This window comes from Streptomyces sp. R28 (genome assembly GCF_041052385.1).
Lineage (GTDB): Bacteria > Actinomycetota > Actinomycetes > Streptomycetales > Streptomycetaceae > Streptomyces.
Window position 1 is genome coordinate 4,543,097 of the sequence record NZ_CP163439.1, and the last position, 16,530, is coordinate 4,559,626.

At 71.2% G+C, this 16,530-nt stretch carries 15 protein-coding genes and 1 tRNA gene; 3 read left to right on the plus strand and 13 right to left on the minus strand.

What is annotated here, in order from left to right:
* Positions 1 to 31: 31 nt before the first annotated feature.
* A complete protein-coding gene (locus AB5J49_RS19995) occupies positions 32 to 3,280 on the plus strand; it encodes a S41 family peptidase (RefSeq protein ID WP_369169990.1) in 3,249 nt (1,082 codons plus the stop codon).
* A 276-nt stretch (positions 3,281 to 3,556) separates the two neighbouring features.
* On the opposite strand, the gene AB5J49_RS20000 is transcribed toward AB5J49_RS19995, so the two are convergent.
* The 4 genes from AB5J49_RS20000 to AB5J49_RS20015 all read right to left on the minus strand — a co-directional run bounded on the left by AB5J49_RS20000 (position 3,557) and on the right by AB5J49_RS20015 (position 7,198).
* Positions 3,557 to 3,739 (minus strand): hypothetical protein, encoded by a 183-nt coding sequence (locus AB5J49_RS20000; RefSeq protein ID WP_369169991.1) that lies wholly within the window; start codon positions 3,737 to 3,739, stop codon positions 3,557 to 3,559.
* Between the two features lie 92 nt (positions 3,740 to 3,831).
* On the minus strand, positions 3,832 to 4,716 hold the full coding sequence (locus tag AB5J49_RS20005; protein WP_369169992.1) for an SDR family oxidoreductase: 885 nt from the start codon (positions 4,714 to 4,716) through the stop codon (positions 3,832 to 3,834).
* On the minus strand, positions 4,713 to 5,675 hold the full coding sequence (locus AB5J49_RS20010; protein ID WP_369169993.1) for an alpha/beta fold hydrolase: 963 nt from the start codon (positions 5,673 to 5,675) through the stop codon (positions 4,713 to 4,715). Before AB5J49_RS20010 ends, AB5J49_RS20005 begins: the two co-directional genes overlap by 4 nt.
* Entirely contained in the window at positions 5,672 to 7,198 is a 1,527-nt protein-coding gene (locus AB5J49_RS20015; protein ID WP_369169994.1) for a flavin-containing monooxygenase, read from the minus strand. The genes AB5J49_RS20010 and AB5J49_RS20015 overlap by 4 nt, the downstream gene beginning before the upstream one ends.
* A 176-nt stretch (positions 7,199 to 7,374) precedes the next feature.
* On the opposite strand from AB5J49_RS20015, the gene AB5J49_RS20020 reads away from it, so the two are divergent.
* Complete coding sequence (locus AB5J49_RS20020; RefSeq protein ID WP_369169995.1) at positions 7,375 to 8,028, plus strand: MerR family transcriptional regulator; 654 nt, start codon at positions 7,375 to 7,377, stop codon at positions 8,026 to 8,028.
* Positions 8,029 to 8,045: 17 nt separating this feature from the next.
* On the opposite strand, the gene AB5J49_RS20025 is transcribed toward AB5J49_RS20020, so the two are convergent.
* On the minus strand, positions 8,046 to 8,849 hold the full coding sequence (locus AB5J49_RS20025) for an exodeoxyribonuclease III (protein WP_369169996.1): 804 nt from the start codon (positions 8,847 to 8,849) through the stop codon (positions 8,046 to 8,048).
* 77 nt (positions 8,850 to 8,926) lie between these two features.
* Between AB5J49_RS20025 and AB5J49_RS20030 the strand changes: the two genes are divergently transcribed.
* Positions 8,927 to 9,403, plus strand: a complete 477-nt coding sequence (locus AB5J49_RS20030) for a GNAT family N-acetyltransferase (protein ID WP_369169997.1) — start codon at positions 8,927 to 8,929, stop codon at positions 9,401 to 9,403.
* A 12-nt stretch (positions 9,404 to 9,415) separates the two neighbouring features.
* Here the strand turns inward: AB5J49_RS20030 and AB5J49_RS20035 are convergent, their stop codons facing one another.
* From AB5J49_RS20035 to galU, 8 genes are all read right to left on the minus strand, one after another.
* A complete protein-coding gene (locus AB5J49_RS20035; RefSeq protein WP_369169998.1) occupies positions 9,416 to 10,651 on the minus strand; it encodes an MFS transporter in 1,236 nt (411 codons plus the stop codon).
* A gap of 141 nt (positions 10,652 to 10,792) precedes the next feature.
* Positions 10,793 to 10,866: transfer RNA gene (locus AB5J49_RS20040), tRNA-Ala, on the minus strand.
* 69 nt (positions 10,867 to 10,935) lie between these two features.
* Positions 10,936 to 12,243, minus strand: coding sequence for a gephyrin-like molybdotransferase receptor GlpR (gene glpR, locus AB5J49_RS20045; protein WP_369169999.1), 1,308 nt, complete (start codon positions 12,241 to 12,243; stop codon positions 10,936 to 10,938).
* A 196-nt stretch (positions 12,244 to 12,439) separates the two neighbouring features.
* On the minus strand, positions 12,440 to 13,075 hold the full coding sequence (locus tag AB5J49_RS20050; RefSeq protein WP_369170000.1) for a GNAT family N-acetyltransferase: 636 nt from the start codon (positions 13,073 to 13,075) through the stop codon (positions 12,440 to 12,442).
* A 20-nt stretch (positions 13,076 to 13,095) separates the two neighbouring features.
* Positions 13,096 to 13,632 (minus strand): molybdenum cofactor biosynthesis protein B, encoded by a 537-nt coding sequence (locus AB5J49_RS20055; protein ID WP_369170001.1) that lies wholly within the window; start codon positions 13,630 to 13,632, stop codon positions 13,096 to 13,098.
* Positions 13,629 to 14,123: a cyclic pyranopterin monophosphate synthase MoaC gene (gene moaC, locus AB5J49_RS20060; protein WP_369170002.1), complete on the minus strand. Its 495-nt coding sequence runs from the start codon at positions 14,121 to 14,123 to the stop codon at positions 13,629 to 13,631. The genes AB5J49_RS20055 and moaC overlap by 4 nt, the downstream gene beginning before the upstream one ends.
* A gap of 87 nt (positions 14,124 to 14,210) precedes the next feature.
* Entirely contained in the window at positions 14,211 to 15,533 is a 1,323-nt protein-coding gene (glp, locus tag AB5J49_RS20065; RefSeq protein WP_369170003.1) for a gephyrin-like molybdotransferase Glp, read from the minus strand.
* Positions 15,534 to 15,537: 4 nt separating this feature from the next.
* Positions 15,538 to 16,440, minus strand: coding sequence for a UTP--glucose-1-phosphate uridylyltransferase GalU (gene galU / locus AB5J49_RS20070; protein ID WP_369170004.1), 903 nt, complete (start codon positions 16,438 to 16,440; stop codon positions 15,538 to 15,540).
* Positions 16,441 to 16,530: the final 90 nt, after the last annotated feature.

Below are 16,530 nucleotides of genomic sequence, written 5' to 3' on the forward strand. Positions count from 1 at the left end.
CCAGGTACGTCCACAGGAAAAGCATGGGGAGGTGAGCTACCTGCGCCTACCGCATCTGAGCGGCGATCTGCTGTGCTTCGTGGCCGAGGACGACCTGTGGCTGGCCCCCCTCGACGGCCCGGGCCGCGCCTGGCGACTCACCGTGGACCGCACCAAGATCGGCCACCCCCGCTTCTCCCCCGACGGCCGGCACATCGCGTACACGAGCTGGCGCAGTCTGGTCCCCGAGATCCACCTGGTCCCGGTGGACGGCGGCCCGGGCACCCAGCTCACCCACTGGGGGTCGGCGGACACCCAGGTCTGCGGCTGGACACCCGACGGCATCATCCTCGCCGTCGCCTCCCACGGCGAGCCCTTCTCCCACTTCACCTGGGCCTACAAGCTCAGCCTCGGCGGCGACCCCGGCCGCAAACTCCCCTGGGGACCGTGCTCCGACATCCAGGTCGCCGACCTCGACGGCGAGCGCAAGACCCTGCTCCTGACGGGCACCCCGCCCCACGAACCGGCCGCCTGGAAGCGCTACCGGGGCGGGGCCACGGGCCGACTCTGGCTGCACGGCGAGCGCCTGCTCCCGGACATCGGCGGCCACCTCCACTCCCCCATGTTCGTCGGCGGCCGCATCGCCTTCCTCTGCGACCACGAGGGCGTCGGCAACCTCTACTCCTGCGCCCACGACGGCTCCGACCTGCGCCGCCACACCGACCACGACGCCTTCTACGCCCGGCACGCCTCAAGTGACGGCACCCGGGTGGTGTACCAGTGCGCGGGCGACCTGTGGATCGTGGACGACCTCGCCGCGGACTGCGAGCCGCGCCGCCTCGACGTACGGCTGAGCGGGCCGCGCGCGGGACGCCGCAGGTACCAGGTGCCCGCAGCCCAGCACATCGACGGCATCTCCGTGGACGAGACGGGCCGCGCGAGCGCCGTGGTCGTCCGCGGCAGCCTCTACTGGCTGACCCACCGGGACGGCCCGGCCCGCACGATGACCGACACCCCGGGCGTACGGGTCCGGCTTCCGGAGATGCTCGGCTCGGTCGGCCAGGTCGCGTATGTGACGGACGCGGAGGGCGAGGACGCCATCGAGATCGCGTACCTGCCGCGCGCCACGGGCGACCGCGAGCCGCGCCGGCTGGCCTCCGGCGAGCTGGGCCGGGTCCTGGAGATGGTCGCCGACCCGAAGGGCGAGCGCCTCGCGATCGCCTCGCACGACGGCCGGCTGCTCCTGACCGACGTGACCGAGGACTCCAACGGCGAGGTCACGGAGCTGATCCGCTCGGTCAACGGCCCGGTACGGGACCTGGCCTTCTCCCCGGACGGGGCCTGGCTGACCTGGTCGCATCCCGGGATCGGCCGCTCCCTGCGCCAGATCAAGCTGGCCCGGATCTCCGGAGCCGGGGAAGGGGCCCGTGGAATCGTCGACGTCACCAACGGCCGCTTCGAGGACGAGAACCCGGTGTTCACCCGGGACGGCCGGTACCTGGCCTTCCTCTCCTGGCGGGGCTTCGACCCGGTGTACGACGTCCACACCGGCGACCTGTCCTTCCCGCTGGGCTGCCGCCCCTACCTGGTGCCCCTGTCCTCCGCGACCCCCTCCCCCTTCGCCCTGAACCCCGAGGGCCGGCCGGCCGCCGGTGGCCTGGACCCGGTGGAGGACGAGGAGGGCGGGGACGCCGGTACGACGACCGTCGAGGTGGAGGGCCTGGAGAGCAGGGTCACCCCCTTCCCGGTCACCGCCTCCAAGTACTCCGCGCTGCACCCGGTCTCGGGCGGCGGACTGGTCTGGCTGCGCTGGCCGATCTCGGGCGCGCTGGGCGAGACCTTCGCCAACCCGGACGACATGACCGGGCGGCCGACCCTCGAACACTTCAACATCAGCAAGGCGAAGAAGGCCGAACTCGTCGACCATCTGGACTGGTTCGCGGTGAGCGGCGACGGGTCCCGCCTGGTCCTGGTCGACGAAGGCGAACTGCGGGGGGTGCCCGCGTCCGACACCGGCGACAGCGACACGACGGTGTGGATCGACCTGCGCCGCATCCTGCACGAGGTGGACCCGACGGCGGAGTGGAGGCAGTCGTACGCGGAGGCGGGCCGGCTGATCCGGGCGTACTTCTGGGAGCCGGAGATGTGCGGCATCGACTGGGACGCGGTCCTCGACCAGTACCGCCCCCTGGTCGAACGCGTCGCCTCCCCCGACGAGTTCGCCGACCTCCTGCGCGAGGTACTGGGCGAACTGGGCACCTCGCACGCGTACGTCACCGCCGCCCGCCGCAATGAGGGCCCGGCCCACTACCAGCGCTGGCAGGGCCTGCTGGGCGCCAACTTCGTCCGCAGGGACGAGGGCTGGATGGTCAAGCGCATCCTCCCCGGCGAATCCTCCGACTCCAAGGCCCGCTCCCCGCTGGCGGGCACCGGCATCCGGGAAGGCGCGGTACTCACCCACGTCGACGGCCGCCCGGTGGACCCGACCGCGGGCCCCTACCCCCTCCTGGCCGGCTCCGGCGGCACCACGGTCGAGCTGACGTTCACCCCGGCAGAGGGTGAGGCGGGCCGGGCACGGCGGGTGGCGGTGGTCCCCCTCGTCGACGAGCGCCCGCTCCGCTACCAGGACTGGGTCGCCAAACGCCGCGACGTCGTACGGGAGTTGAGCGGCGGCCGCTGCGGCTACCTGCACATCCCGGACATGGGCGGCTCGGGCTGGGCCCAGTTCAACCGGGACCTGCGGATGGAGATGTCACGCCCCGCCCTGATCGTCGACGTACGCGGCAACGCGGGCGGCCACATCAGCGAACTGGTCGTGGAGAAGCTGACCCGCACGATCCTCGGCTGGGACCTCACCCGCAACGCCCAGCCGGTGTCGTACGCGTCCAACGCCCCGAGGGGCCCGGTGGTCGCCCTGGCCGACGAAGCGACGTCCTCGGACGGCGACATGATCACGGCCGCCTTCAAACTCCTCAAGCTGGGCCCGGTCGTCGGCCAGCGCACCTGGGGCGGAGTCGTCGGCATGACCGGCCGCCACCGCCTGGGCGACGGCACGGTGATCACGGTCCCGATGAACGCGGCCTGGTTCGACGCCTACGGCTGGTCCATCGAGAACAAGGGCGTAACCCCGGACGTGGAAATCCTCCGCACCCCCCTGGACTGGGCAGAGGGCCGCCACGCCCAACTGACCGACGCGGTGGAACTGGCCCTGGAGCTACTGGAGACCAACCCGCCCGCGACACCCCCGGATTACACCCACGCCCCAGACCGCTCCCGCCCCAAACTGCCACCACGCTCGTGAGGGCTCTCAAGGGTCGCAGGGCGCAACTCTCAAGGGTCGCAGGGCGCAACTCTTGAGGAGCACGGGGCGCAACTCTTGAGAGGCACGGAGCGCAACTCTTGAGAGGCGCGGGGCCGTATCAAGACACGGCAACTCAACCCACCCAGGGGCGCGGGGAACTGCGCGACCAGCCCCCACAGACCCGCACCCGACAACGCACCCCAACACAAGCCAAAACGCGGGGCACCCCCCAATCAGGGGGCGCCCCGCGTCAACGGCCAAAGCCGAGCGCAGCGGCTACGCGTCGTAGTCCTGGTTCAGGCGGTCCTCTTCCTCACGCCGAGTCCGCTCCGACTCCTCGTCCCGCTGCGGCCGCTGGCGCCCACGCTGCTGCGCCTGCTCCTTGGCCTGCTGGGCCTTCTGACGGGCCTGCTGCTGCATCTGTTCGGACTTCTCCTGGAACTGGTCCTTCATACCCATGTGGGTTCACTCCCGTAGTGAGTGGGGGGGGGATTGGCCCCTCGGTGGGGCCTCGACCAGATTCACACGGGCGATAACCCCCCGCATCTCGATCAGTTACGCCGCGTAGTTCTCTCCTGCTCATCGGCGGCGCCCCCCGCCCCGACCAGCCCGGTACGCATCCCCTCCAGCCGCCCGGCGAAGCGTTTCATCTCCCGCTGGCCCACAGTGCCGATGATCCCCGGCAGATACCCGCGCACGCCCTGCATCCCGCGCAGCCACCACTGCCCGTACACATGACTGGACCGCCGTTCGATCCCGGCGACGATCCGCTCGACCGCCGGCCCCAGCGGATAGGTCTTGTTGGACGGCCAGGGCAGCCGCTTCCTCAACTCCCGCATGACGTCGTCCTGATCGGCCCCGCGCACCATGTCGGTGTCGGTCCAGGACAGATACCCGACCCCCACCCGTACGCCCTGGTGGCCGACTTCGGCCCGCAGACTGTGCGCGTACGCCTCCACACCCGACTTGGACGCGCAGTACGCGGTCATCATCGGCGCCGGAGTGATCGCCGCGAGCGAGGCTATCTGCAGCAGATACCCCCGGCTCTCCGTCAGCACCGGCAGAAACGCCCGCGCGGTCACCGCCGACCCGATGAGGTTGACCTCGATGACCCGCCGCCACGCCTCGGGATCGGAGTCGACGAACGGCCCGCCGGTCGCGACCCCGGCGTTGGCGACGACGATGTCGACCTTCCCGAACCGCTCCTTGACCTCCCGCGCCACCCGGGCCATCGCCTCGTGGTCGGTGACATCGGCGTACCAGTGGTCGCTGTCGCTGTGCAGCCGTTCGCAGACCTGCTTGAGGGCGTCCGGCTCCAGCCCGACGAGCGCCACCTTCGCACCGCGTGCGGAGAGCTTGCGGGCGAGCAGCTCACCGACGCCCCGAGCCGCCCCCGTGACGACGGCGACCTGACCTTCCAGGCTCACCCTGCTCATGCGCCCTCCTTCACCTGCGTGTACGTGTCGGCCTGCTGATGCGTCCGGTCCTGCGTGTACGTCGTGACGAGTTCCCGTATCTTCCCGGTCACCAGCTCGGGCGCCTCGACCGGCGTCATGTGCCCGAGGCCGGGCAGCTCGGTGACGCCGAGACAGTGCGGCAGCGCGGCTGCCAGCGAGCGCGCGTGCACCGGCGGGGTCAGACGGTCGGCCGTACCGACGACGACCGCGGTCGGCACCGCCAACTCCCGTACGCCGTGGTCGAGATCGAGCAGGTCGAGCACGTTCGACCAGGCGTACCGCACCTTGCGCGGGCACGCGTGCACGATCCGCGCGCACGCCTCGACCATGTGCGGGGCCGAACCGGGGCCCATCGTCGCGTACTTGAGGATCGCCCGGGCGATCGGCGTGACCGGCCCGAGCGGCGCCCGCGACCCGAGGACGTGCTTGGTCAGCCAGGTCCGCAGCCGCCCCGGACGCATGGGTACGACCGTGGACTCGGCTACCAGCCGCGAGGAGCCGGTGCTGCACAGCAGGACGGCACCGGCATGCTCCCGGAACCCCGGGCGCGTGGCAGCGGCCATCACCGTCATGCCGCCCATGGAGTGCCCGGCTATCACCGCCTTCTCGCCGGGTGCGAGGGTCGCCTTCAGGACGGCTTCGAGGTCGTCGGCGAGGGCGTCGGTGCTGCAGGCGGGGCTCGCCGGGCTGCGTCCGTGGCCGCGCTGGTCGTAGGCGATGACCCGGTGGTCGGCGGCGAGCTCCCGGATCTGCGCCGCCCAGAAGGCGGTCGAGCAGGTCCAGCCGTGCGCGAGGACGACGGCGGGCGCGGCGGTGTCGTCCACGGGACCGTGTATCTCGACGTGCAGCCGGGCGCCGTCGGCGGATATGGCCGTCAGCTCACGGGCGGGGGCGGGCGGGGCGTAGGGCCCCGAGGCGACGTTCATCAGCCGGCTCACGCGGTCACCTCCGCGCTCTCGTTGCTCGCTTCGCCTTCGGTGCTCTCGCCGGCGCAGGCCCGGACGACGACGTACTCGGCGAGATCCACCCGCCGTGTGACCCGCCGGAACTCCGATGTCGTACCGGGCCAGATGGTCGCGTTACGGCCGTTGGCGTCCAGGTACCAGCTGGTGCAGCCGCCCGTGTTCCACACCGTCCGCTTCATCCGCTCCTGCACCCGCCGGTTCCAGGCGGCCACGGCGCTCGGCCGGGCGTCGAGAGCCACGCGGCCGCCCAGTACGTTCAACTGGTGGACGAAGTCGGCCATGTAGTTCAGCTGGGACTCGATCATCAGGATCATGGAGGAGTTCCCGAGCCCCGTGTTGGGCCCGATGATGGTCATCCAGTTCGGGAACCCGGCGGCGGACGCGCCGCGCAGCGCCTCCATCCCGCCCTTCCACGCCTCGGCGAGGGTCTTGCCGTCCGCACCCACCACCCGCTCGGCGATGGGCATGTCGGTGACGTGGAACCCCGTACCGAAGACGATCGCGTCGACCTCGGCCTCGCTCCCGTCGGCCGCCACGACGGTAGAGCCGCGGATCTCGCTCAGCCCGCTGGCGACGACGTCCACATTGGGCTGGGCGAGCGCCGGGTAGTACTCGCTGCTCAGCAGGATCCGCTTGCAGCCGATGCGGTAGTCCGGGGTCAGCTTGGCACGCAGGGCCGGGTCCTTGATGGAGCGGCCCATGTTCCGCTTGGCCAACTGCTCGATGAAGCCCAGCTGGTCGGGGTGCTTGGTGAAGGCCTGCACCTGCAACTCCCGAATGCCCCACAGCAGCCCGCGCCGCAGCTGCGCGGTGACGGGCAGGGCCCGGTGCAGGGCGCGCTCGGCGCCGCTGATGGCGCGGTCGACGCGGGGCATGACCCAGGGCGGGGTGCGCTGGAAGAGCGTGAGCCGCTCGACCTCGGGCTGGACGGCCGGCACGATCTGGATGGCGGAGGCGCCGGTGCCGACCATGGCGACGCGCTTGCCGCGCAGGTCGTAGTCGTGGTCCCAGCGGGCGGAGTGGAAGACCTTCCCGGGGAAGGAGTCCAGCCCCGGGATGTCGGGGATCCTGGGGTCGGACAGCGGCCCGGTGGCGGAGACGACGAAGTCGGCCGAGAGACTCCCGCTGCTGGTCTCGATGTCCCAGCACAGCCGCTCGCCGTTCCAGGTCATCCGCTTCACCTCCGAGCCGAAGCGGATGTGGGGGCGCAGCCGGAAGACGTCCGTGACGTGCTCCAGGTAGGCGCGGATGTGCTCCTGCCCGGAGAAGGTGCGCGGCCAGTCGGGATGGGGCGCGAAGGAGAACGAGTACAGATGGGACGGCACGTCGCACGCGCACCCCGGGTAGGTGTTGTCCCGCCAGGTGCCGCCGACGCTGTCGGCCCGCTCCAGGACGACGAAGTCGGTGACGCCCTCGCGCCGCAGCCGTACGGCGGCCCCCAGCCCGCCGAACCCGGACCCGACCACCGCGACCCTCACATGTTCGCGTTCGGCCATGCCTGTGCCTCCATGCCTCACCGGGAACGTCACCCCGGAACCGGAACCATGCCAGTGAACACTGGCGCAATGGGGAGAGTAGAGGAGGTCCGTACCGACCGGTAGGGGTCGAACCGAGGACGTTGACATCAGCGGCCGCCGCCGCGGGTACCGCCGGTACGAATTAAGGTTCCCAGGTGACCGAGAAGCGTGAATACCGCATGGAGGAGCTGGCCCGCCTGGCCGGCATCACGGTGCGCACCCTGCGCTTCTACCGCGAGCGCAAGCTGATCCCGCCGCCCCGCCGCGAGGGCCGCATCGCCTGGTACGACGACCACCACCTGGCCCGCCTGCGCACGATCGCCGCCCTCCTGGAGCGCGGCCACACCCTCACCGGCATCGCGGAACTCGCCGAGGCCCTCGATCACGGCCGCGACGTCGCCGACCTCCTCGGCGTCGCCGCCCCCACCGAGGAGGAGCCGGTCCACCTCACCCCCGAGGAACTCGCCTCCCGCTTCGAGGGCCAGGTCACCCCGGAGAACCTCGCCCTCGCCCTGGACCTCGGCTACCTCGGCACCGACGGCGACGAGATCGTCCACGTCAGCCGCAGCCTGCTGGACGTCTCCTCGGCGCTGGTCCGCGAGGGCATCCCCCTCGCGGAGGTCCTGGCGGCGGGCAAGCGCGTCCGCGAACACGTCGACGACCTCGCGGAGATGTTCGCCGACCTGGTACTCCGCCACACCGGCGAGAACGACCTCCAACGCCTGCGCCCGCTCGCCCGGAGCGTGGTGGAGGCGGAGCTGTCACTGGCCCTGGACCGGCGGCTGCGCAAGCAGACCGAGCAGGGGTGACGACGGAACGAGCAGCTCTACCGGTCGTAGACCACGGTCACCGGCGCGTGATCCGACCACCGCTCCCCATGCGTCGCCGCCCGCTCGACGTACCCCTTGAGCGCCTTGGCGGCCAGCCCCGGCGTCGCCACGTGGTAGTCGATGCGCCAGCCGGTGTCGTTGTCGAAGGCCCGCCCGCGGTACGACCACCAGGAGTACGGCCCCTCGGCGTCCGGGTGCAGCGACCGTACGACGTCGACGTAACCGCCGGCGGCGGGGGCGAACACCTGGCCGAGCCACTCCCGCTCCTCCGGCAGGAACCCGGAGTTCTTGGTGTTGCCGCGCCAGTTCTTCAGGTCGGCCTGCTGGTGGGCGATGTTCCAGTCGCCGCAGACGAGGACCTCGCGGCCGTCGGCGGCGGCGCGCTCGCGCAGGCCCTTCAGATAGGCGAGGAACTCGCCCATGAAGCGGACCTTCTCGTCCTGCCGCTCGGTGCCGACCTCGCCGGAGGGGAGGTAGAGGGAGGCGACCGTCACACCGGGCAGGTCGGCCTCGACGTAACGCCCACTGGCGTCGAACTCGCTCGACCCGAAGCCGACCTGGATGCGGTCGGGCTCACGGCGGGTGTAGAGGGAGACGCCGGCGCGCCCCTTGGCGGCCGCGGGCGCGTGCACCACGTGCCAGCCGTCGGGCGTGCGGACCTGCTCGGGCAGCTGCTGCGGCTCCGCGCGCACCTCCTGCAGGCACAGCACATCGGCTTCGGTGCCGGCGAGCCACGCCACGAAGCCCTTCTTCGCGGCGGCCCGCAGCCCGTTCACATTCACAGAGGTCACAGTGAGCACTCCGGCACCATACCGGCACACTGGACGTTGTCCGATTCTGGAACCTCTTGATCTTGAATTGATATACGGTAACCAGCATGTATATACGTCACGTCTCCTTCGACCACCCCGACGCCGTCAAGCTCAACGACCAGGTGCAGGCCGAGTACGGCGTCCGCTACGGCGACGGCGGCGACGCCACCTCCCTCGCCCCGGCGGACTTCGAGCCGCCGAACGGCCTCTACCTGATCGCCTACGACGAGCTCGGCACCCCCGTCGCCTCCGGCGGCTGGCGCGCCCAGGACGAGAACGGCGAGGGCAACGCGGACGGGGACGCCGAGCTCAAGCGGATGTACGTCGTCGATCAGATGCGCGGGCGGGGCCTGGCGAGACGCATCCTGGCCGCACTGGAGGAGGATGCGCGGGCGGCGGGCCGCACGCGCATGGTGCTGGAGACCGGCGCCAAGCAGCCGGAAGCGGTGGCGCTGTACACGTCCAGCGGGTACGAGCCGTGCGAGAAGTTCGGCTACTACCGCTTCCACGAGCTGAGCCTGTGTTACGCCAAGGCACTGTGAGCCCGGGAGGCATCAACCGCCCGCTGAGCGCCGGTTGATGCGATACACGTCCCGCACACAGAGGTTGAGGACGACAGCGGCGACGACCAGACCGGCGCACGCCACCAGCACCGTCCGGTTGTCCCAGGTGCCGACCGCGAGGGCGGTCAGAAGGTAGCCGAGGGGAATCGCCAGCCGCTCACCGACACTGTTGAACGCACTCATGCGCCCCAACTCGCCTTGCGGCACATGCTGTTGGAAGGCGGTCGACCACGCGACGATCGCCACGTCCAGCCCGACCCCCGCGAGCAGCGCGGCCAACAGCACCCAGGGCAGCGGCAGTCCCCAGCCCATGACGAGCAGCGGCGCGGCGAGCGGCATGCCGCCCGCGACGGCCACCGCGAGCAACCGGTACGGCCGCCAGCGCAGACACACCACCGTCCCGGCCAGCAGCCCCGCCGCGAACGCGCCCTGCACCAGCCCCCAGTCACGCGCCCCCGCGTACCGCTGCGCCGCCACGACGGGCCCGAGCAGCTGGTACCCCGCCAGCCACGCGGCGACGACGACGGTCCCGGACGCCGTGTAGGTCCACAGCCAGGTCCGCGACCAGAACCCGGTCCATCCCTGCCGCAGATCGCTCAGGGCGCTGGTGACGGTGACCGGTGCGTCCAGGCGCAGCCCGAGCAGCAGTACGGCGGCGACGGCGAAGGTGAGCGCGTCAAAGGCCAGCGCCCAGGCCGGGCCGCTGACCGCGACGACGACTCCGCCGACCACCGGTCCGAGCACCTTGACGGCGTTGCCCGGCAGCCTGAGCAGGGCGTTGGCCTGCTGCAACTGCTCCCCGGGGACGATCTGGCCCACGGCGCCCTGAGCGGCGGGGACGGTGAAGGCCACCGCCGTGCCGGAGACGAAGCCGCAGACCGCGATGGAGCTCGTCGACGCGTGTCCCATGGCGACGGTCACAGCGAGCGCCCCCTGGGCTGCGGCCGCCAGCAGATTGCCGAGGAAGAGCATCCGGCTCCGGGACAGCCGGTCCGCGAGCACTCCGCCCACGAGAAGGAACACGACCGTCGGCACGGTGTTCGTGGCCAGCACCAGCCCGAGGTCCCCGGCCCCGCCGCCCTCCCCGATCACGGAGTAGGCGAGCGCGAGGGGCGCCATGGCGGACCCGGTGGCGGAGACGAGATTGGCCCACAGGAACCGCCGGAAGGCCACGCTCCGCAACGGCGCCGTACGCGAGGCTGGTAACGCTGCGGCGGCCTTCTCCACGTTCCCCCCTCAAGACACTTCCTCTGGGATCAACCTTGGGAACAAGCTGGGGAACAAACTGGGGAACAACAAAGATCCCGCCCGATCAACCGATCGGACGGGATCTTTCAACTCCCAAGTTCCCTTGGAAAGTTGTTGCGGTGGACCTGAGGGGATTTGAACCCCTGGCCCCCTCGATGCGAACGAGGTGCGCTACCGGACTGCGCCACAGGCCCTTGCAACGAGTGAAACTTTAGCACCCCGATCGGCCTGCTTGGAAATCCGTTCCCCGCCTGGACCGGTGGCTACTCGTTCGCCGCGCGCGGGCGGTCGCCGTCCTCGTACTGGTCGAACAGTGGCGTACGGCCCCGCTCGCGCGCCCGGCGGGCGGAAGCGGCGCGGCGGGCGTCGCTACGACCGCCCCCCTCGCCCTTCTCCTCGTCACGAGCCGCGTCGTCCGACTCGGCGCCCCGCGCGGAACCGTCCCGAGGCGTGCCCTCGCCGGCCGCACCGTCCTGCCGCGCGCCGGCGGAAGCGGAGCCCGCCTCGGCCCCCGCGTCCCGGTCCCGCCCGACGGTGCTCGACCGTGCCGAGCTCCACGCGTCCGGCGCGCCGAGATCCACGTCGGGGGTGGCCCGCGGAGCGACCGGCGCGGTCACATACGTCGGCAACGGCACCGGCACCGGCTCCCAGCTGTCCCCGTGTCCGGGCCGGCGCTGGCGCTCGCGCTGCTGGTCGACCCACTCGGCGTGATCGGTCTGCTCGACGAGGGCACGCCGGTCCGCGGCGAGCGCGGACATCCCGGTGTCCGTGCCTGGTTCGGGCCTCTCGTCGGGCTCGTCGATCCCGGCACCGGTGTCGGCGGTGCCGCGCCGCCGGGACTGGCGCGCATGCTCGCGCAGCCGCTGCGCGGCGACCTCGGCACTGCGCCGGTCCATCTGGTACGCGAATCGGCGGCGCTCCTGGGAGCGCAGATACGCGATGTACCCGCTGAGCATCACCGCGGGAACGCCGGGCGCCCACAGCAACGCGAGCCCTCCGACCGCGGCGACGATCGCCCCGAGCGTGAAGGCGATGAAGAGTGCGACGGTGGTGCGTCTCCGGCGCGCCAGCACCTTCAAGCGCCGCGCCCGTGCCGCGGCCGCCTCGTCCACAGGGGGACGCCGGGCCGCGGGCACGCGTTTGCGCGCCTTGTCCGCCGCACCGGAGCCCGGTTCGGGCACGGATGCGTTGGCGCGTTCCGGGGCCGACTTGGGCGCTGGTTCGCGGGGGGATTCACGCGCCGGCTCCGGGCGCTCCGGTGCCTGGGCCTGAACCGCCGCCTGGGTCTGCGGACGGGTCGGAGGCATGGCGAAGGCCCGGACGTCCACCGACTCGGTGACGTCGCCCGGGTCATCGGCGCTGGGCTCCCCCTCGTCGGTGGAGCGCGCGCGCAGGTCCTTGGCGTACCGGCGCTCCATCCCCGCCCGTCCGGACAGCAACCGGATGGCTGTGCTGAAGCGTTCCGTCGGACGGGCCTCGTTCAGCTCGTCCTGCCTACGGAGCCACATCGGCACCAAGTAGGCGGCCCAGGCCCCGACAATGACTGCGTAGATGAGGCCGCTGCTGCTCACGCCTCACACGGTAGAGGGGTTTGCGTGAGGCCATCTGCCAATTGAGCCGGTGTGTCGCACGATCTGGCTGATATTTCGAACTTTTTTTGTGACCGATGCGATCAGCAGCCCACCGAGGGTGGGAATTTAATGCCCCGAGCCGGTCATCCGGCGATCAATTTCGAACACTTATTCAATTTCCGGAGCTCCTTCCCGGCTACGCGGGATTCCCCCGGGTGTTCTGCGGGTTCGTGTGCGGCGTCTGCTGCGAGCGTGCCCGGTGCCAGCGGCTCAGCAACCCTTCCGGCGCCTCCTCCGCCGTGAGCGCGAAGACGAGATGGTCCCGCCAGGCTCCGTCGATGTGGAGATATCGGGGACGCAGCCCCTCCTCGCGGAATCCGAGTTTCTCCACGACCCGGCGGCTCGGGCGGTTCTCGGGGCGAATGCAGACCTCGATGCGGTGCAGACCGACGGTGCGGAAACAGTGGTCCACGACGAGCGCCACGGCGGTCGGCATCACCCCGCGGCCCGCCACCGCCTCGTCCACCCAGTAACCGACATGCCCCGAACACATCGAGCCCCAGGTGATACCGGCGACCGTCAACTGCCCGACCAGCCGCCCCTGGTACTCGATGACGAACGGCAGTATCCGGCCCGAGTTCGCCTCGGACCGCAGATGCCGGACCATCTGGCGGTAGGTCGGCCGGTGGGCGATCGGCCCGCTGGGCGTGGGCGGCGGAATGGTCGCCTCCCAGGGGCGCAGCCAGTCCCGGTTGCGCCGGTTGACCTCGCGCCAGGCCCGTTGGTCGCGCATCTTTATCGGCCGGAGGACGACATCGCCGTCCCCCAGCACGACGGGCCAGGATGGGCTGTTCAGCTCGCACCCCCACTGCTGGGTCTGGGGTGGTCGCCGCCGCGGATCTGGTCGACGGCGTGGATCAGGAGGGGCTCCAGGACGGCCAGACCGTCCTTCACCCCGCCGCTGGAACCGGGCAGGTTGATGATCAGCGTGCTCCCGGCGACTCCGGCGAGCCCCCGTGACAGCGCCGCCGTGGGCACCTTCTCCCGTCCGAACGCCCTGATCGCCTCGGGAATGCCCGGCACCTCGAAGTCGAGGACGGCGCGGGTCGCCTCCGGTGTGCGGTCGGTCGGCGAGATGCCCGTGCCGCCCGTGGTCACGATGACGTCGTACCCGGCGTCGACACCGGCGCGCAGGGCGGCCTCGACGGGGTCACCGTCTGGGACGACCTGCGGGCCGTCGACCGCGAAACCGAAGCGCCTGAGGCCCTCAGTGATCAGCGGGCCACCCTTGTCCTCATAGACCCCGGCGGGCGCCCTGTTGGAGGCGGTGATGACCAAGGCGGCATACGGCGCGACCAGCGCGCCGCCCACCGAATCGTCCAGAGTCATGCCCGGCTCCAGTCGCCCGACTTGCCGCCCGTCTTCTCCTCGACCCGTACGTCCGTGATGACCGCTCCCTTGTCGACCGCCTTGACCATGTCGATCACGGTGAGCGCGGCGACGGAGACGGCGGTGAGGGCCTCCATCTCGACGCCCGTGCGGTCCGTGGTCTTCACGGTGGCCACGATCTCCACGGCGTCGTCCGCTACCGACAGATCCAGTTTCACACCGGACACCGACAACGGGTGACACAGCGGGATCAGGTCCGGGGTGCGTTTGGCGCCCATGATGCCCGCGATGCGTGCGGTGGCGAGGGCGTCACCCTTGGGGACGCCTTCACCGCGCAGCAGCTCGATCACGCGGGGTGAGACGAGGACCCGGCCGGCGGCTCGGGCGGTGCGCGCGGTCACGTCCTTCCCGGAGACGTCGACCATGCGGGCCGCGCCCGCGTCGTCGATGTGTGTGAGGTGGTCCTGCGTGGACGGTTCCTGCGTGCTCATGCTTGTGTGGCGCTCCCGGTCCGGGCCCGTCGCGGTGCGGCGCACGGGGCCTGCTGTGCGCGACACGGTACCGCCAAGCAGGGCTTCTCAGCCGAGCAGGACCACCTCGACCTCGCTGCCGGGCTCGACGCTCTCCACGTCCTCGGGGACCACGATCAGCGCGTCCGCGTGCGCGAGGGCCGCGATCAGGTGGGATCCGGCGCCGCCGACCGGCCGCACCGTGCCGTCGGCGTACGTCCCGCGCAGGAACTGCCGGCGCCCCTTGGGCGAGCTCAGGGCCTCGTCCGCCGACAGGGTCGCGGTCGTCCGGGGGCGGTGGACGTCCTCCAGGCCCATCAGGGTGCGGATAGCGGGGCGCACGAACAGCTCGAAGGAGACGTACGACGACACCGGGTTGCCCGGGAGTGCGAGCAGCGGGGTGTGGTCGGGGCCGATGGAGCCGAAGCCCTGGGGCTTGCCGGGCTGCATGGCGAGCTTGCGGAACTCGACGCCGCTGCCGGCCTCGTCCTCGTCGGCGGCGTGGGACAACGCCTCCTTGACGACGTCGTAGGCCCCGACGCTCACGCCGCCGGTGGTGACCATGAGGTCGGCGCGGACGAGCTGGTCCTCGATGGTGGAGCGCAGGGTCTCGGCGTCGTCGGCGACGGCGCCCACGCGGTAGGCGATGGCGCCGGCGTCCCGGGCCGCGGCGGTGAGGGCGAAGCTGTTGGAGTCGTAGATCTGGCCGTGGCCCAGGTCCTCGTCGGGCTGGACGAGTTCACTGCCGGTGGACATGACGACCACGCGCGGGCGGGGGCGCACGCGTACCGTGCCGCGGCCGATCGCGGCGAGCAGGGCGATCTGCGGCGGGCCGAGGACGGTGCCGGCTTCGAGGGCGCGGTCGCCGGACTTCACGTCGCTGCCCTTCGCGCGTACGTGCGCGCGTGCCTCGGCCGGCCGGTGGATGTGCACCTGGCCGTGGGCGCCTTCGGGGGCGAGGCTGCGGGCCTGCATCCCGGTCACCGGGCCCTCGCCGAGGCCGCCGTCGGTCCACTCCACCGGAACGACGGTTTCGGCGCCGGGCGGCAGCGGGGCGCCGGTCATGATGCGGGCGGCCTGGCCGGGGCCCACCTGGAGCAGCTCGGCCTGGCCCGCCGCGACGTCCCCGACGACCTCCAGGACGGCGGGGAACTCCTCGCTCGCGCCCGCGACATCCGCGACCCGCACCGCGTACCCGTCCATGGAGCTGTTGTCGAACGGCGGCAGGGAGACCGGCACCGTGACGTCCTCGACCAGGACACAGCCCTGGGCGTCGAGGAGTTGCAGCTCGATGGGTTCGAGGGGACGGACGGTCGCGAGGATGTCCTCCAGGTGTTCGTCCACCGACCAGAGGTGGTCCTGGCCGGCGGGGCGGATCGCGGCGGTGCTCAAAGCGCTACATCTCCTCGGCTACGTAACTGCGAAGCCAGGTCCGGAAGTCCGGGCCCAGGTCCTCACGTTCGCATGCGAGTCTGACAATGGCACGCAGATAGTCGCCGCGGTCACCGGTGTCATAGCGGCGGCCCTTGAAGACGACGCCGTGCACCGGGCCGCCGACCTTCTCGTCCTGCGAGAGCTGCTGGAGGGCGTCGGTGAGCTGGATCTCGCCGCCGCGGCCCGGCTCGGTCTTGCGCAGTATGTCGAAGATGTGCGGGTCGAGGACGTAACGGCCGATGATCGCGTAGTTCGACGGGGCGTCCGCGACGGCGGGCTTCTCGACCAGGTCGTGGACCTTGACCACGTCGCTGTCGCCGGTGGGGTCGACGGCCGCGCACCCGTAGAGGTGGATCTGCTCGGGCGCGACCTCCATGAGCGCGATGACACTGCCGCCGTGCTGCTCCTGGACCTCGACCATCCGCTTGAGCAGCGGGTCGCGCGGGTCGATCAGGTCGTCGCCGAGCAGGACGGCGAAGGGCTCGTGGCCGACGTGCGGGGCGGCGCACAGGACGGCGTGGCCGAGGCCCCTGGGGTCGCCCTGGCGCACGTAATGCATGGTCGCGAGGTCACTGGACTCCTGCACCTTCGCGAGCCGGCCGGCGTCGCCCTTCTTCTGCAGGGCGGATTCCAGCTCGTAGTTGCGGTCGAAGTGGTCCTCCAGGGGGCGCTTGTTGCGGCCCGTGATCATGAGGACATCGTCGAGGCCGGCGGAGACGGCCTCTTCGACCACGTACTGGATCGCCGGCTTGTCGACGACCGGCAGCATCTCCTTGGGAGTGGCTTTGGTGGCCGGCAGGAACCGGGTACCGAGGCCCGCTGCGGGGATGACAGCCTTGCTGATCCGAGGGTGCGACTGAGTCATGCCCGACACCATATCCGGTGCCTTTGCAGGGAATCTGAGGCTCCGGTTATTTGGCTCTCATATGAGCGCATTAGGAAGGGTTCGGGAACG

What these genes read in the sequence shown, in the direction of transcription:
- AB5J49_RS20030 (WP_369169997.1), top strand. Translation starts at nt 8,927, where the DNA reads ATGTATATACGTCACGTCTCCTTCGACCACCCCGACGCCGTCAAGCTC.
- moaC (WP_369170002.1), bottom strand. Translation starts at nt 14,123, where the DNA reads ATGAGCACGCAGGAACCGTCCACGCAGGACCACCTCACACACATCGAC.
- galU (WP_369170004.1), bottom strand. Translation starts at nt 16,440, where the DNA reads ATGACTCAGTCGCACCCTCGGATCAGCAAGGCTGTCATCCCCGCAGCG.
- AB5J49_RS20000 (WP_369169991.1), bottom strand. Translation starts at nt 3,739, where the DNA reads ATGGGTATGAAGGACCAGTTCCAGGAGAAGTCCGAACAGATGCAGCAG.
- AB5J49_RS20015 (WP_369169994.1), bottom strand. Translation starts at nt 7,198, where the DNA reads ATGGCCGAACGCGAACATGTGAGGGTCGCGGTGGTCGGGTCCGGGTTC.
- AB5J49_RS20055 (WP_369170001.1), bottom strand. Translation starts at nt 13,632, where the DNA reads ATGACTCTGGACGATTCGGTGGGCGGCGCGCTGGTCGCGCCGTATGCC.
- AB5J49_RS20005 (WP_369169992.1), bottom strand. Translation starts at nt 4,716, where the DNA reads ATGAGCAGGGTGAGCCTGGAAGGTCAGGTCGCCGTCGTCACGGGGGCG.